Below are 16,253 nucleotides of genomic sequence, written 5' to 3' on the forward strand. Positions count from 1 at the left end.
GAAATTATTCAGTCGCCATCAGCAATATCGAAGGCGTCCCGACAAGGACTAAAATAATGAGAAAAATGACGACGAGCGGAAACGCGAGCCTGGAGGAGGCGCGTTCGCCGAGCGTCTTGGCCGCAGCCTTGCGCTTTTCCCACAGGATACGGGACAGCTCCCGCAGCGCGGTCACGAACGTATCGCCGCCGCGTCTTGCGTTCATCAGCAGCGTCGTGGCGAACATCCTCGCCTCGGGCACGGCGCATCGGCGGCCGAATTCCTCCCAGGCGAAAACGAAGGACTCCCCTCGCTTCACCGCCGTCACCGCGGCCTCGAGCTCCGCATAGAGCGGATGCCCCGACCTGTCCCGGGCGCCTGCCGGGCGTTCGAGGCAATGCTCGAGCGCACGGAGCACATTTTCGCCCGCGCCCACCATCAGCAGCAGCCGATTCAGCATCTCCGGCAGCTCCATGACGATCTCGTGCCTGCGCTGTTCCAGCTTGCCGTACAATTCTTTTCGTTTCATGAGCGGCAGCAAGACCGCCATCGCCGCGCCAAGGCCCAGCAATTCGGCCCGATCCGCGAGCCAGCCGAGCATGGCGCCTCCCATCAGCGCCGTATACGCGTAGGCGGCGCATACGGCGGCATGCCGCGACAGCAAGGCGGAGACGTCACGCCCGCCTGACAAAGCGGACAACGCCGCTTGCTCGCGATGCAGCCTCGGGGCGATGCGCGCCCATAAGCGCCTGCTGCCGATCAACGCATGCATCGGATCGAGCAACAAGTGCCTAGGCTTGCTCCAAGCGCGACTGCGATATACGTACGCGAGCAAAGCTGCATGACACGAAAGCAGCAGTAAGGCGAATCCTCCAAGCGCGAAGCGCATCATAATCGGATATCCATAATGCGCATCATCCACGCGCATACGCCTGCCAATGCGGCCAAGCACAAAGTAAGTACGAGCAGCCCGCCTCCCCGATACAATGGCTGCATATAATCGCCGGCAAAAAAAGCCGAGCAGCCCGACGAAGCCAAACGGCATGCCCATCATGAGCCTGGACTCGAATTTTTTCTGGGCGATCAAGACGCTGACCTCCAGCTCGACCTCGAGCTTCTCCGCGATCAACCCCGAGGTGCGCCGCATGACCTCGACGAGATCCCCGCCAGAGCGCTTGCAAATGCGAAAAGCCTCTGCGAAATTCCCGATCTCCTCGACGCCGCTGCGTAAGGCAAGATCGCTCAGCGACTGCTCGAGCGGCTCTCCGTTGCGCAGCCGGTTCGTCACCGCGCGAATCTCCCGGAGCAGCGGCGCATGCGGATCGCCGATCAGCATCGCCATGTCCGCTTCGAGCGCGCCGAACGCGGTCTCGACCGAGCGGCCGGCTGACAGCAGAGACGACAGCGTCTGCAGCATGTCCTTGAAATGCAGCCGCAGCCGCTCCTGCCTGCGCCGCCGTAAATGTCCGGCAACCAGCCTCGGTCCGTACCAGCCGCATGGCGTCGCGAGCAGCGCGACCCAAGGCTGGCGATACAGCAGCCATACGGCCGCGAAACCGACGAAGGCGGCTCCCGCCATCGCGTATATGCGCTCGGATCGGCCGAGCGCATATACGCGGTAATCCGTTAAGCTCATGCCGTCACCTCCTCGCTCGCTTCCAACCAACCGCGAAGCTTGCGCACATTCGTCAATTCGCCCGCCCGACGAAGAACGTCCCTTCTCGTCCCGCTCTCCTCCTTCAGCAAGTAGAGCGGGTTCAGCTCCACCTCTCCATCACGGAGACCCGCGATCTCGCTGATCTCGACGACGCGCCGGCTGCCGTCCCTCAATCTGCTCAGGTGAACCACGATATCCAGCGCCGAGGCGAGCTGCCGCCGCACGACGGGGACGGGCAGCTCCGAGCCGCCGAGCACCATCGTCTCCAGCCTAGACAGCATGTCGCGGGCCGTATTGGCATGGCCGGTGGACAACGAGCCTTCATGCCCGGTATTCATTGCCTGCAGCATATCCAGCGCCTCCTCGCCGCGCACCTCGCCGACGATGATCCGGTCAGGCCGCATCCGCAGCGAAGCCCGGATGAGCTCGCGCATGCCGATCCGACCTTTTCCTTCGGTGTTCGCGTTCCGGGTCTCCAGCGAGACGAGGTTCGCGATGCCCGGGATCTGAAGCTCGGCGGCGTCCTCGATCGTAATGATGCGCTCGTCGTGCGGTATCCAACGGGCGAGCGCGTTCAAAAACGTCGTCTTGCCCGAACCGGTCCCGCCGCTGATGAAAATGTTGTACTTGGCCTGAACGAGCCGCCGCAGCAGCGCCGCGGCATCCGCGCAGATCGCGCCAAGCTTCACCAGCTCGTCCATGCCGAGGGGACGGGCCGGAAACCGCCGGATCGTGACGGTCGGACCTTGAAGCGCGACCGGCGGCAGGACGACGTGCACCCGGGAGCCGTCCGGCAGCCGAGCGTCCACGATCGGAGACGCTTCGTTGACGATCCGATTGACCTGCCCGACGATCGATTGAATCAGGTCCTCCAGCCGCTCGCGGCTCTCGAAGCCGAGCGGCGCGCGCTGGAGCCGCCCCCCTTTCTCGAAAAAAATCCGATCGTGGCCGACGATCATAATCTCGGTGACGTCCGGATCCGCGAGCAGCGGCTGGAGCGCATCCAAGCCTCTGAAGGAATGGAACAATCGGCTCACGGCGGCTTCGCGCTCGGCCGAAGTCAGCCGGCTCATGCGCGGCTCCGCGAACAGCTCGCCTTCGATGAGCGCCCGCAGCTCGGCATCGCTCACGGCCGCATCCCACGCCAGCCTGGACCGGACGCGCTCGCGTACGGCCGCGATCTCGTCCGGCCTCAGCCCCGCGCCGACCATGCGTAACCGCCGCCTCCCGCCGCTACGGGCTCGCGAAGCTCGCCGTCGCCCGAACGGCGCCCCTCGGGTCGCAGCGCATAGGCCGATAGGTCCGGCGGCTCGGAACGTCCGGCCGGCCCGGCATAGCCCAGCGCGTCGAGCAGACGGTCGACGCCGCCGGCAAACGCGCCCGACCCCAGAAGCGCGCCGATGTCGGAGACGCGCTTCCACTGCGGAACATAAGGCAGCGACTGCCAGTGTGCTCCACCGGTCAAGCGCATCATGTCAGACGATGCTTCCCCCAACGCTTTGTTCAGAATGTACATTGACTTGCCGAAAAGGTCGGGCAGCCGATCGCCCCACTCCCGGAGCATCGACTCCGTCTTGCGAAGCAGCTGGGCGTCGTCTGCCGCGATCCAGCAAATCCTGCCGCTGAGCTCAAGCAAACGCTGCTGCCAAGCGGCGAAGCCGCCATCGGGATCTGCGATGATGAGATCGAAGCCGCCGTAACGGCGCAGCGCTTCGATCAGCGTCTCCAAGCGCTCCGGCGTCATGGCCAGCAGCTCGGCCGGATTGTCGGCCGACTCGAGGCAGCCCGCGCCGATCGCCGATCTCCGCGCGTCAAGACCGCGAATCCGCGCCTGAGCCGATGACGGATGCGCCGACAGCTCGTACAGCAGCCGGGACAGCCCGTCCGGCTCTCCACCGCCAAGCAGCGGGCCGATGCCGCTGAGCGCCTCCAAATTCAAATACATGACGCTATATCCGCGCTCCGAAGCTTGTCGGGCAATATTAAGCGCAAGCGTCGTCTTGCCCGCGCCTCCGCCGGCCGAATAGACGGTCCATAGCTCAGCCCCCCTCCGTCGGCTTGTCCGAAGTTGCCCCTACAAGCCTGCGAATCTCCGCTGAGAGGCGCGGGAGCGACTGATACTGCGCGATGGCAGGCAGTCCATCGTACTCCCCCGATGTCCCGCCTTCGGTAAGTACGACGACCTTCGCGCCGCCCGGCGGCATCTGCCGGACAGCGGGCAGCAGCGACTGCTGCACCATTAGCAGATCCGTTCCGCGCCCAGCTTGCAAATAACGCTCAAGCGCGTCCGCATGGGTGAAAGCCGCGATCTCCGCTTGCGGATCCCGTTCCTTCAAATAAAGCGCCAGCCGGCTCGCGTATCCCGGCTGAGGCGCGGCGACGACCAGCCGAATCCCCATCTTTCCCAACTCCTCCCTTTCGCCGGCAACGACAAAAAAGCACCGCCAATTTCGATGTCCCCATCGAAATCAGCGGTGCTTCCGCATGCCGTACGTTTGAATATATTTCTAAATTATCACGGCCGGGCGCCCGTCGTCAATCCTTTTTCGAACCCGTTCGCGCTTGCTTCCTGAACGCGCACGCGCCTTCTAGCGTGCATCCGCCCAGCTCGCCAACTCACATCTTCGTCAGCCGCACGTCGTCGATATGCAGCGTCGTCCCTCCGGGCGAATCGACATAGAAGCCGACGTCCACCTGCCCGTTCGTCACGAAAATATTGCTGATGCTGATATACTTCCATACGCCGTCGTTCGAGATATTGTAGTATTGCGCCGTGCCGCCGTAGTTCGAGATCTCCGCGCGGGCCGTCGTCGGCGTCGTATTTTTAAGCCGGACCCGGGCTTCGAATTTGTAGTTGGCGTTGTTGACCGGCACGCTCACGACCTGGTGAATGCTCTGCTGATAGGCGCCCGCGAGCCAGAAAAACGCGCGCTTGTCCTGCGTCCAGGGCGACTCGGGCGGATTGGTGCCCGACCCGCTGTCGATGCCGAACGCGAGCGTCTGCCCGGTCGGATGCCATTCCGACCAGTTGCTGTTGTAGGCCGTGTCCCGGTCGAAGTCAGGATTGTCGAGCAGGTTCAGCTCCGACTCCGGCGTGCCCGGCGTGGCCGAGGCGACCAGCAGCCGGTCGAGGTTCACGTTGCCGCTGTTGCCCGCATCGTACTTGAAGGCGACCAGATTGGTTCCCGCGTTCAGCGTGACCGTCTTGGCGACGTCCTGCCACACGTTCCAGTTGGCGCCCGGACTCGCGAAGCTTACCGAGCCTGCGCTCGCGCCGTTCACGTACGAGGTCAGCGTCTTGGTAGAACCGGTGCCGTTCGCGTACCGCAGCGCCAGCGTATAGGTGCCGGCCGCAGGCGCGTTGACCCGGAATTCGGCCTGCCCGCCGACGGCGCTCAGGTTGTCCGCGAACGCGGTCCCCGAATAGTACCAGTGGTCTTTATTCACGCCTGCTCCGCCGGACAGCTTCGCGCTTTCCGCTTCGTACTTGGCAACGGCGGCCGCATACGGAACTTTGACGTAGTCCAGGTTCGCATTGCCCGTGTCGCCCGCATCGCTGTCGTACTTGTACGACAAGCTGTTGCGGCCCGCCTCGAGCGGGATCGTCTCGGTCTGCGTCGCCCAGGTGTCCCAGTTCGCCTGGTTCGCAAGCGTCGTTTGCTTGACCCGCTTGCCGTTGACGTAAATGCTGAGCGATTTCGCCGCGCCCGTGGCGTTGGCATAGCGGAGATCGACCGCATAATCGCCGCCCGTCGCCACGTTCGGGTAGAAAGTGACGGCCGCGCCGGCATTGCCAAGCCCGTCGACGAAGCCCGTCCCCGCATACCCGCTGTGGTTGTTGTTGACGGTTGCCTTGGTCGAGGCCGTATTGCCGGACAAAGAAGCGTCCTCGGCCTCGTACTGCGTCGCGGTGTCCGTCACCGTCGCGGATCCGCTGACGACGACGTTTTTGGCCGATGCCGCGCCCGCCGCGAGCTTGACGTAAGTGACGTCGCCGTAGACGTCCTTCGTCTTCGTCCAGCCCTCGCCCGCTGCCGCGCGCAGCGCGTTCAAGCTGGCATAGGAGGTCGCGCTCGAACCGCCGATCGTGACGCCCGTGCCCGCTTTGCCGTGAATGGCCGCGAGATAATAAGCGACCGGCGCCGCGTACGTGCCGCTCTTGGCGCCGACGCCGAACGAGATGCCGCTCGCGCCGTTGTCCTGCGCCGTCATCGTCTGCTTGAAGAACCCGGTGCCTTCATAGTTGTAGGTCGTGCCGTCGTCGTCGTAATACGTGAAGCTCGTCTGCGCCGTGTCCGGGAACACGTCGACGTTGATCGTGGACACCGACGTTTGTCCGGTGTAGTCCAACACCTTTTGCGTCGGGATGATCGCCCCCTTCTTCACGAACACGGGAATGTCGCTCCACGTGCTCGCATTGACCGGGTAGCTGATCGTCTGCCCGCCCGCGTAGGCGGTGCCGCGGAAGTAGTCGATCCAGTTGCCGGTCGGCAAATAGACGGACTTGGACGTCTGCTGCTTGTCGACGACGGGCGACGCCAGCAGCCAGTCGCCGAACATCCAGGCGTCCAGGTTGTTTTTGGCGTTCGTATCCGTCGGATAATCGTACAAGAGCGGACGGACCAGGCCGACGCCCGTCTCGTAAGCGCTCCGCTCATAGGCGTACATATACGGCATCAGCCCGTAACGGAGCTGAATGGCCGATTTGGACGCCTCCTCCGCGGTGCTGCCGTACACCCAGGGCTGGCGCTGCTGATGATTGTTGCCGTGAACGCGGAATACCGGCGTGAAGGCGCTGAACTGGATCCAGCGCGCATACAGCTCTGGCGACGGATTGCTCGTCGTGCCGTCCTGCTGGTTGAAGCCGCCGGTATCCATGCCCCACTTGGGCTGCCCCATATTGACGGAGGACAGCATGGTTGCCCGCTGCTCCTTCATGCCCGCGGCCCAGTTGATTTTTTCCCCTTTGTACCATTGAATCCCGATATCCCCGGACCACAGCGTCGTGGCATAGCGCTGCGCGCCGGGATAGTAGGTCCGCGCCGTCTGCCAGACGCGGTTCGTCGAGGAATAGGCACGCTGTCCTTCATAGATCGCTTGCGAAAAATGGGTCGTGGTGAAATTGCCGAACCAGAGCGTGGTGCCGCCGGAGGACACCTTGTCCGTCTCGTCGTTCCACCAGCCGACGATGCCTTTGTCGAACGCGCCTTTGGAGTGATCCCAGTACCAGGCGCGTTCCGCGGAATTGTACGGGTCGATGCTGCGCACGGTGACCGGAATAAAATAATCGGTGTACGCGCCGTGTCCCGGGTACCAATAGCCGCCCGTATTCGCGTCGATCGCCTGCTGGGTCGTATGGCTCGACAGGTCGGTCGTGACGATGCGCGGCTTGGTGATGCCGATCATTTTCACGCCCTTGCCGTCCATCGTCGTCTTGAGCGCCGTCGTGGACGCGCTCGGGAAGTTCGTCGTATTCCACGTGAACTCCCCGTAGTTGTCCTGACCGTAATTTTTCCAGTCGTAATCAAGGCCGACGCTGTCGAGCGGAATGTTTTTCGCCCGGTACGTGTCCACGTTCGCGAGCAGCTCCGTCTGGTTCGTGTCCCACTCGAAGTTGGAGAAGCCGAGCGACCACTTGGGCATCATCGGCGATTTGCCCGTAATGTCGGAATACGAACTCATAATCTGCTTGGGCGAGCCGAGCATGATGTAGTACTCTACGTCGTTCTTCGTGTACCTTCTGCCCTCCGTCGGCGTTCCGCCGTAGTAAAACTCCATCTTGCCCGTCGCCGACTCGGTGTACGGATAGCCGCCGTCGCTGTCGACCAGCACGCCGTAGCCGGCCGTCGACCAGATGAACGGACCGCCCGCGTCGCCCTGCTCGCCCGCATGGGCGCCGTGGCTGTTGTCGTTGCGAAGCAGGTCGCCGCCGTCCTCGAAGGCGTTGTAGCCGCGGATGCCGTACATATTGTCCGCCGTATTGTGCAGGAACCGCACGCCGTCGTAGAAGACGCCGCCGGACGACGGCTCCCAGAACAAAGTCGTTCCGTTCGACTTTTTGACGGTCAGACGAGCCGGACTCTTGGCGATCTCGAGCTTCATATCCGCCGTCGTCACCGTAATCGGATCGCCGGCCGTATTGATCGTAGCGCCTGCCGCGCTCCAGGTTTTAGAGGCGTCGATCATCGGCGTGTCGGCGCTGGCGGCGACCGAATTCGGCCGGTAGTCCACCTTCGCGATGCCCGAAGAGAGCACCTTGATCTCGAGAATATCGTCGCTCGGCTCCGCGCCGTTGTCGATCGTCAGCGTGAGCGTGTCGCCCGACACGCTGCTGGCGGTCACGTTGCCCAGCGCGCCGACATAGGCGTACGCCGGACTTGCGCCCAAAGGCGCGAACAAGGCGGCGCCCAGCAGGACGGCGGTGAGCAGACTCGCGCTTTTTTTTAGCCAAACTTCCGTAGAAATGACGCACCATCGGCAGCCTCTCCTTCCATTTTAAAAGAACCGTCGCTTACCAGCGGATGGCCACATTGTCCAGATTAATGCCCGATGCATTGCCCGCGTCGTACTGCACGCGAATCGTGTTGAGACCCGCGTTCAGGGACGCCGTCGTCGTCGCGGTGCTCCACGTATCCCAGTTCGCCGTCGCCGGCAGGGAGAGATCGGTCACCTTCGTGCCGTTCTTGTAGATCGCTCTCGACGCCGCGCCGCCGCCCGCGCTGTACCGGACGTCGATCGAATAGGTGCCCGCCGTCGGCGCAAACACTTTGAAATCGACGTAGTCGCCGGAGGTCGCGAAGCCGTCTACGAAGCCCGTGCCGAGATAGCCCGTATGGTCGGTGTTCGTGGATACGGCGTTCAGCGTGCCGAACTCGGCTTCGTATTCGTTCTTGTCGACGCCGCTCAGCACGACCGAACGCGCGGACGCGCCGGACGAGATTTTGACGTAAACGAGCTTCGCGACCGTGTCGTAATACCAGCCCTGCGAAGCCGAGGTCAGACCGCTCAGCGTCGTTTGCTGCGTCAGCGCCGAACCGTCCTTCGTCACCGAGGAAGGCTTCTTCGTCTGCACCTGCAGCGTGCTCGTCGTCGTCAGCGCGGGTACGGACACGGTCACTTGGTCCGAGCCGTAATTCTCGGTCGACGTGATCGTCTTCGTCGTCGAACCGTCGTACCAGCTGTACGACGTCGTCCCCTGCGGGAAGACGCGGAACGTCAGATTCGTATAGTTGGTCAGGTCGTTGCCGATCGTGCCGCCGACCGTATACGTGCTATTCAGGTTCATCGGCAGGATCGCGCCCGCCTTGGCGAACACCGGCAGATCGTCTACGGACGCATAGTAGCCGATCGTCTGCGAGCCCGGACGCATCGCGCCCCACCAGAAGTCGACCCATTCGCCGGCCGGCAGATAGACGCTCTTGTTCGTCTCGCCCTGGTTCACGACCGGCGCGACGAGCAGATTGTCGCCCAGCATGTACTGTGCGGTCAGGCCGTACGTATTCGTATCGCCCGGGTAATCGAGCACCATCGCGCGCATCAGCGGCACGCCGGTGTCGCTCGATTTTTTACCTTCGCTGTACAAATACGGAATGAGGTTATAACGCGCGTTGATGAACTTCTGCGACGTCGTCAGGACGGTCGAGTCGCCCGTACGGGATGCCGCGTTCCAAGGCGAACGCTCCTCGCTCGGCGAAGGCGACGCCTTTTCCGAGTGGAACTGCATGACCGGAGAGAAAGCCGCCATGGCGATGGAACGCTTGTACAGCTCGGCCGTCGGATACGCATCGCCAGTGAAGCCGGCCAGATCCCAGCTCGTGAACGGCACGCCGGAGATATTGGCTGTCAGCCCCGCGAGCACCGCCTGCTGGTAGGCGCCGAACGTCGACTCCTGGTCGCCCGCCCAGAAAATCTGGTTCTTTTGCGCCCCGCTCGTGCCCGATCGGCTGAACGAGACGGCGTTGGCGTTTTTGGACAGCGCATACGCGTTGTACGCCCCGACGTATTCGTTGGGGTACTGATTGCGCATCTCGTCGCCCTTCTTGCCGTTGCTGAATGTCAGCGACCTGCCCCACACCATCTCGCCGCCGTCCGTCTTGAAACCGTCGATGCCGATGCCGTCGAACAGATAGGCGCGCTTGGACATCCACCAATTCTTCGCCGCCGTATTCGTGAAATCGAGCAGCAGGCTGTTCTCGAACCACGAGCCCGCGGGCAGCCGATACTGGCCGCCGCTGCCGTCGCCGACCGCATAGCCTTGCGACACCATGTAGGACTCGTCGTTGTCCTTCTGCGTGTACGCGTAGCTCGTATACTTCTGGATCGGCACCTGCCAGAGCACCAGCTTCATCCCGGCGTTGTGGACGTCGGTCGCCATCTGGGCCGGGTTCGGCCATTTCGTGCCGAAGGTGAAATCGCCGTACGAGAACGCCGCGCTGCCGGTTTTCGGCGTATAGGTCGCGTCGTTGAAAATATAAAACGTGTTCTCGTCGCTCCACTGCTCCAGCACGACCGCCGAGGCGGGAATGTTGTTCGTGTTCGCGCTGCTGAGCGCTGAAGTCACCTCCGACTGCCGGTCCCACTCGTTCGCGGACATCCACAGGCCGAATGCCCACTTGGGCAGCATCGCCGGCTTGTAGGTGATGTCCGTATAGTTGGAGACGACGTCCTTCAAATCGCTGCCGTATATAAAGTAGTAGTCCAGCAGCGAATTCGCGCCTCCGCCGGTATTGACCGTGAAGTTGTACATATCCGATCGCTCGGTCGCCATTTTGAATTTTGAATAATACGTCGAGTTGACGTAAATGCCGTAGCCGTTCGTGTTGATGAAAAAGGGGATCGCCATGTACGTCCGGTCGTTCTGGTTTTTGTACTGGTTGTACACGTAGGTGTCCACGTCATAGCCGCGTTTTTGGAAGTTGTTGTAATGCTCGCCGAAGCCGTAGAACTGCTCGCTCGTCGGCGAATACAGGTTGTCCTGCGCTTTGTCGATAACGTTCGAGCCGTCGGTCAGCCACGCCATGTTCTTATTGACCGAATTGTCGTATTCGCGCGCGATCAGCGTCGTGCCGTCCGGCTTGTACACGCTGAGTTTGTACGGATTTTTATCGATCCGTATTTTGAGCGCGCTCGTGCTGATCAGATAGTACGTCGTGTTGTCGGCAAACGTATAATTGCTGAGTCCCGTCGCGAGCGTACCCGTCCCTTTGGGAGACAGCTGCACGCGGAACACGTCGGCCGCCTGGAAGGAGATGCCGATCTTGGGCGACATCGTCCCGGTATTCGGCGTGGCGCTCAGCGTCACCTTGTTGCCGCCGTCCGTATAGCCGCTCACGCTCGCGACGGATTCCCAGCCCGTCACCGTGAACGTGAACGGACCGATCGTCTTCTCGTTCGCGCCATCCTTGTTCGCATGGATCGTATACGTGACGACGTCGCCCTTGGCGAAGGTGCCCATGTTGATCTGCCAATAGCTGTTGCTGCCGCTGTTGTACTGCCAGGTGCCGTTGATGACCGACTGCGCCGTGCCGTTTTTCGTCCAGGTGATCCAGGTCGCCTGCCCGCTCTCGATCGGCCAGGTAGTCAGCTTCAGGTAAACCGTGTCGCCTGCGACCGGATCCCGCGGATAACGCTCGGTCAGCTGGACGTCGTACAGATCGTCCGTGCCGTATGGCGCATGATAAACGCCGGAGATGGCGAACGCGTTCGCGGGAACCGCCAGCAGAACGACCAATCCGAGCAACAGCGCCGATGCCAGACGGGAATGCCATCTTGTTTTCATAACGTCAATACCCCTTTCCCAAAATGAATGTCGTATTGCGCAAGCAGTCTGCTTACCCGCCCCTCGACTAGCCCGCTTTCCGTTACATGACGCATCCCTCCTCTCCAGTCGCGCCGGATGGACGCTTCAGGGCGTACCGGTTGCCTTCGCGTCCGCGCCGTCCATGCCAGCAGCGCCTTCTGTATACGCGCCGGGATTCGGATTCGGAATGCGCACCGTCACTTCGCCGCTCGCGGTGAAGCCCGCCAGCCACTGCGGCACGAGCTCGTTCAGCCGCTGCTGCCGGATCAGCTCCACGATCCGATCCTTGGCCTGGTCGGCCGTCTCCGTCGATGCCGGCTTGCGATCCGTCACCTTCAGCAAATGATAGCCGTACGCGGATTTGACCGGCTTGCTATAGGCACCTGTCTTCAGCTGCCCGGCCGCTTGCTCGAGCTCCGGCGCCGTCTGTCCCGCCGACAGATAGCCCAGGTCGCCGCCCGCTTCCCGCGTCGCGACGTCCGCCGAAAACTCGGCGGCCAGCTTGGCGAAGTCGGCGCCCTTGGCGAGCTCGCCGTACAATTCCTTCGCCTGGTCCTCGGTCTTCACCAGGATGTGCGACAAACGAACCTGCGCAGGGTGATGGAACGACGCCTCGTTCAGCGCGTAAAACTGCGCGACCTGCTCGTCCGTCACTTTCAGCTCGGACGCGAACAGCTTGCCAATCTGCAGCTGCATCTTGATCTGCGACGCGAAGCCCGCTTCGTCCAGCCCGACGGAGCTCAGATAGCTTTGAAAATCAGCCTCCGACGCGAACGAGCCGCGCATATTGTCCATGCCGGCCTCAAGCTCCTCCACGCCGACGGTCAACCCCTTTGCCGCAGCCTGCTCGTCCGCGAGCCGCCGGATGACCATCTCCTGCAGCGTCTGCGCGCCCACTTGCCGGAGCATTGCTTCGTACAGCTCGTCCTTCGTAATGTTCGTTTCGCCCACCGTCGCCACGATGCTTGCCGATTGGCCGGCGTCCGCCTGTGGGGCGGCACGAGCCTTGGGCTTCGCTTCGTTCGCTACGGCGTAAATCGCAAACGAAGCGACTGCGATCAGTACAGCTAATCCCCCGGCCGTCAGCCATTTTCTCATCATCGATCTCCCCATTTCCGATTATTTTTTTGAATATTCTGACTTAAAGATGACAAAAAAAGCCTCGAGCATGCGAATCTCCCGCTTCTGAAGAAACCGGATGCATTCTCGAGGCTTGATCTTGTATGAATTAGAAGCTTACCCGCCTACGCTTTGGAGGCAATCGCCTCCAGCGGCTGCACGTTCCCGAATCTTGGCGCCGCGCCCCGCTCGTCCGCGGTCCAGCGGACGGCGTTCGCGATCACACGAAGCACGTGCTCGTTATAATAAGTCGGATACGTCTCATGTCCCGGGCGGAAATAAAAGATTTTGCCGTGTCCCCGGCCGTACGCGCATCCGCTGCGGAACACCTCTCCCCCCTCGAACCAGCTTACCAGCACCAGTTCGTCCGGGTCGGGCACGTCGAAAAACTCGCCGTACATTTCTTCCTTTTCCAGCTCGAAATAAGGAGGCAGTCCCGCCGCGACCGGATGCGAAGGCTTGACGACCCACAGCCGTTCCTTCTCGTCGGCTTCCCGCCACAGCAGCGCGCAGGAGGTGCCCATGAGCCGCTTGAATATTTTGGAGTAGTGCCCCGAGTGCAGCACGATCAGCCCCATGCCTTCCAGCACGCGCCGCTGAACGCGTTCGACGATCGCGTCGTCGACCTCGTCGTGCGCCCGGTGTCCCCACCAGACGAGCACGTCCGTGCGCGCCAGCACGTCCGCAGTCAGACCATGCTCGGGCTCGTCCAGCGTCGCCGTAACCAGCCCGAACCCGTAAGGCGCGAGCCCTTCGCGCAGCGCTTCGTGAATGCCCGCCGGATAAATCCGCTGAACGTCCGGATTCGAACGTTCGTGGCGGTATTCGTTCCAGATCGTCACGCGCGGCGTCGCTTGCTTCATGTCCCTTCCCCCTCGTTCAGTTGATCCAGTTCTTCGATCCGAAAGGATCGCCGCTCGCGATTCGACCGCACGACCGCCTCTAATATCTTCTGGTTCATATAGCCGTCATGCAGCGTAGGCAGCTCCTCGCGGACATGGCCCCGCACCAGATCGACGAAGTCCTGCATTTGCGCCAGCTTGTAGCGAGCCGGCACGGCGATCCGCTCCCGGACCTCGCTGCATTCGGCATTGCGGTGAATCCAGGTGAGATAATCGCCCTGATCCCAGTTCATAAGAAGCGTACCGGTGTCGCCGTATACGGCGATCTCGAACTGATTCTGCGAGCCGAAGGCGTTGCGCGACGTTTGAAAGACCGCAGGGATGCCAGGCTCAAGCAAAGCGGTAAACGCGGCGAAGTCGTCGATGTCGACGTCCACCATGGCCCCGGTCGCGGGATCTTCCCGCTGCCCGATCAGGTTGCGCATCAGCGACGCGACCTCGGCCGGTTCTCCGACCAGGAAGCGGGCCGCGTCGATCATATGCGAACCGAGATCGCCCAGCGTGCCGGTGCCCGTGATCGCGCGGTCCAGCCGCCAGTTCATCTTCGTCTCGAACGGCGTGCCGCCCCATTGCTGCAAATACTGAACGAACAGATGCCGAACGGGGCCGATCCGGCCGTCGCGGATCCATTCTCGGGCCATCCGAAAGGCGGGCACGTAGCGATAAGAAAAGCCGACCATGCAAGGCGTCGAATTCGACGCCGAGAGCCGCTTCAGGCTAGCCGCTTCTTCGTACGTCCGCGTGAACGGCTTCTCCGTCATGAGCGGCTTGCCGTGCGCCAGGCACAGACGAATAATCTCGTAATGCGCGTCGTTCGGCGTGACGGACAGCACCGCGTCCACTTCCGGGTCGCGGATGAGCGATTCCGCGTCCGTATGGCGCGACGCTGCCTCGATGCCATGACGCTCCGCCCAGTCGGCGACTTTGGCGGCGTCCTGGTCGCAGATGGCGGCCAGCCGGACGCCCGCGACGCCCGCGAGCTGCCCGACATGGACGCCAGCCATGCCCCCAAGTCCGATTAGTCCCAATTTTACGATGGTCATGCCGCTAATCCCTCCTCTACTCCGCGCTTCCGCGGGCCGATTACTTGATGCCGGTCATCGTAATGCCCTTAATGAAGTAGCGCTGCGCGAACAGGAACACGATAAAGATCGGCACGAAGCTGACGACGTTGCCGGCCATGAGCAGGTTCCACTCCGTGGACCACTGCCCCTGCAGCTTGCTGAGGCCCAGCGGCAGCGTCATCAATTCCTTGCTGTTCACCACGATGAGCGGCCACAGGAAGTTGTTCCAGGAGCTCATGAACGCGAAGATCGACAACGCGGACAGCGTCGGCTTGACGAGCGGGACGATCACGCTGAAGAACACCCGGTAGTACGATGCTCCGTCGATGAAGGCCGCCTCCATCAGCTCGTTCGGGATCGTGATGATGCTCTGCCTTAGCAGGAAAGTCCCATAGGCGCTGAAGATGCCCGGCAAAATGAGACCCGCGTACGTGTCGATCAGGTCGGTGCGCGAGAACAAAATGAACAGGGGCACGAGCGTCACCTGCGCCGGGATCATCATCGTCGTCAGAAACAGGATGAACACGCTCTGCCGGCCCTTGAACGCGATCTTGGCGAACACGTAAGCCGCCATCGTGCAGATCGCCAGCTGCAGCAGCGTCGTCGCGACGGCCACAAGGGCACTGTTGGCGAAAAATCGATACAGCGGGAAGTAGCCTTCGATCTTGGAGAAATTGTCGAAGTTCCAGCTCGAGGGCAATAGGCGCGGCGGCATCGCCACCACTTCGAGATTGTCCTTGAAGGCGCCCATTAGCATCCACAGAAACGGAAACGTCAGCGCGACCGCGAGCAGCGCCAGGAACAGATGCGCCGCCAGGTCCGCCGCGCTCTTTTTCCTACCTGTCATAGACGACCCACCTCCGTTGGACCTGCTGCAGCACCAAGGTCGAAACGAAGATGATGAGCAGGAGTACCCAGGATTGCGCGGCGGCGAAGCCCATCTTGTTGAACTGGAAAGCGTTGCGGTACACCTGCTCGACGATCGTGCTCGTCGCGCCCGCCGGGCCGCCGTTGGTCATGATCAGCACCTGGTCGAACAGCTGGAACGAATTGATAAGCGAGATCGTCACGACAAAATACAGCGTCGGAGACAGCAGCGGAACCGTGATCCGCCATAGCTTGCTCCAGGGAGACGCGCCGTCGAGCTCCGCCGCTTCGTAGTAATCCTCGGAGATGTCCTGCAGCCCCGCCAGCAAAATGATGGACACGAAGCCGATGTCCTTCCAGAGCGTCACCAGGATGATCGCGATCATCGCCCAAAAGTCGTCCTGCAGCCAGATCGGACCTTGAATCCCCACCTGCGACAGCAAATAATTAATCAGCCCGCTCTGACCGTTCAGCAGCCAGCGCCAGACGATCGATACGGCCACCCAGGACGTGATGACGGGTACGAACACGGCCGCCCGGTACACCTTCACGCCGCGGATCGGACGATTCAGCATCACCGCGAGCAGCGTGCCGAGCACGACGATCGACGGCAGATAACCGAGCAGGAATACGAAAACGTTGCGGATCGCGGTATAAGACTTTTCCTCTCTGAACACCTGCGCGTAGTTGTCCCAACCGATGAAGTTCATTTTCGTCCAATGCGTCAACAGATCCCAATCGGTGAAGCTGATGAGGATCGACGATACCATCGGCAGCAACTGGAACGCCAGCAAGCAAAGCAAGGCGGGCGTTAAAAAGACGATAGCAGCCGTCCGGCGGCTCCACTTGCGCTGTCCGACCATGCC

At 62.0% G+C, this 16,253-nt stretch carries 11 protein-coding genes; all 11 read right to left on the reverse strand.

The window, feature by feature from the left end:
• Window positions 1-4: 4 nt before the first annotated feature.
• Window positions 5-1,615 carry a type II secretion system F family protein gene (locus tag OMP38_RS12875; protein ID WP_277565523.1) on the reverse strand — a complete coding sequence of 537 codons (1,611 nt, stop codon included), beginning with the start codon at window positions 1,613-1,615 and terminating at the stop codon, window positions 5-7.
• Window positions 1,612-2,847, reverse strand: coding sequence for a TadA family conjugal transfer-associated ATPase (locus tag OMP38_RS12880; RefSeq protein ID WP_277565524.1), 1,236 nt, complete (start codon window positions 2,845-2,847; stop codon window positions 1,612-1,614). Before OMP38_RS12880 ends, OMP38_RS12875 begins: the two co-directional genes overlap by 4 nt.
• Window positions 2,829-3,581 carry a P-loop NTPase family protein gene (locus tag OMP38_RS12885; protein ID WP_277565525.1) on the reverse strand — a complete coding sequence of 251 codons (753 nt, stop codon included), beginning with the start codon at window positions 3,579-3,581 and terminating at the stop codon, window positions 2,829-2,831. The genes OMP38_RS12880 and OMP38_RS12885 overlap by 19 nt, the downstream gene beginning before the upstream one ends.
• A 94-nt stretch (window positions 3,582-3,675) precedes the next feature.
• On the reverse strand, window positions 3,676-4,035 hold the full coding sequence (locus OMP38_RS12890) for a hypothetical protein (protein WP_277565526.1): 360 nt from the start codon (window positions 4,033-4,035) through the stop codon (window positions 3,676-3,678).
• Window positions 4,036-4,252: 217 nt separating this feature from the next.
• On the reverse strand, window positions 4,253-8,035 hold the full coding sequence (locus OMP38_RS12895; RefSeq protein WP_277565527.1) for a TIM-barrel domain-containing protein: 3,783 nt from the start codon (window positions 8,033-8,035) through the stop codon (window positions 4,253-4,255).
• 112 nt (window positions 8,036-8,147) lie between these two features.
• Window positions 8,148-11,414, reverse strand: a complete 3,267-nt coding sequence (locus OMP38_RS12900; protein ID WP_277565528.1) for a TIM-barrel domain-containing protein — start codon at window positions 11,412-11,414, stop codon at window positions 8,148-8,150.
• Between the two features lie 126 nt (window positions 11,415-11,540).
• Window positions 11,541-12,533 (reverse strand): peptidylprolyl isomerase, encoded by a 993-nt coding sequence (locus OMP38_RS12905; protein WP_277565529.1) that lies wholly within the window; start codon window positions 12,531-12,533, stop codon window positions 11,541-11,543.
• Between the two features lie 146 nt (window positions 12,534-12,679).
• Entirely contained in the window at window positions 12,680-13,417 is a 738-nt protein-coding gene (locus tag OMP38_RS12910; RefSeq protein ID WP_277565530.1) for a ThuA domain-containing protein, read from the reverse strand.
• Window positions 13,414-14,499: a Gfo/Idh/MocA family protein gene (locus OMP38_RS12915; RefSeq protein ID WP_277565531.1), complete on the reverse strand. Its 1,086-nt coding sequence runs from the start codon at window positions 14,497-14,499 to the stop codon at window positions 13,414-13,416. The genes OMP38_RS12910 and OMP38_RS12915 overlap by 4 nt, the downstream gene beginning before the upstream one ends.
• A gap of 40 nt (window positions 14,500-14,539) precedes the next feature.
• Entirely contained in the window at window positions 14,540-15,367 is an 828-nt protein-coding gene (locus OMP38_RS12920; protein ID WP_277565532.1) for a carbohydrate ABC transporter permease, read from the reverse strand.
• A complete protein-coding gene (locus OMP38_RS12925) occupies window positions 15,357-16,250 on the reverse strand; it encodes a carbohydrate ABC transporter permease (protein WP_277565533.1) in 894 nt (297 codons plus the stop codon). The genes OMP38_RS12920 and OMP38_RS12925 overlap by 11 nt, the downstream gene beginning before the upstream one ends.
• Between the last annotated feature and the right edge of the window lie 3 nt (window positions 16,251-16,253).

It is taken from the genome of Cohnella ginsengisoli (assembly GCF_029525555.1).
Classification (GTDB): Bacteria; Bacillota; Bacilli; order Paenibacillales; family Paenibacillaceae; genus Cohnella; species Cohnella ginsengisoli.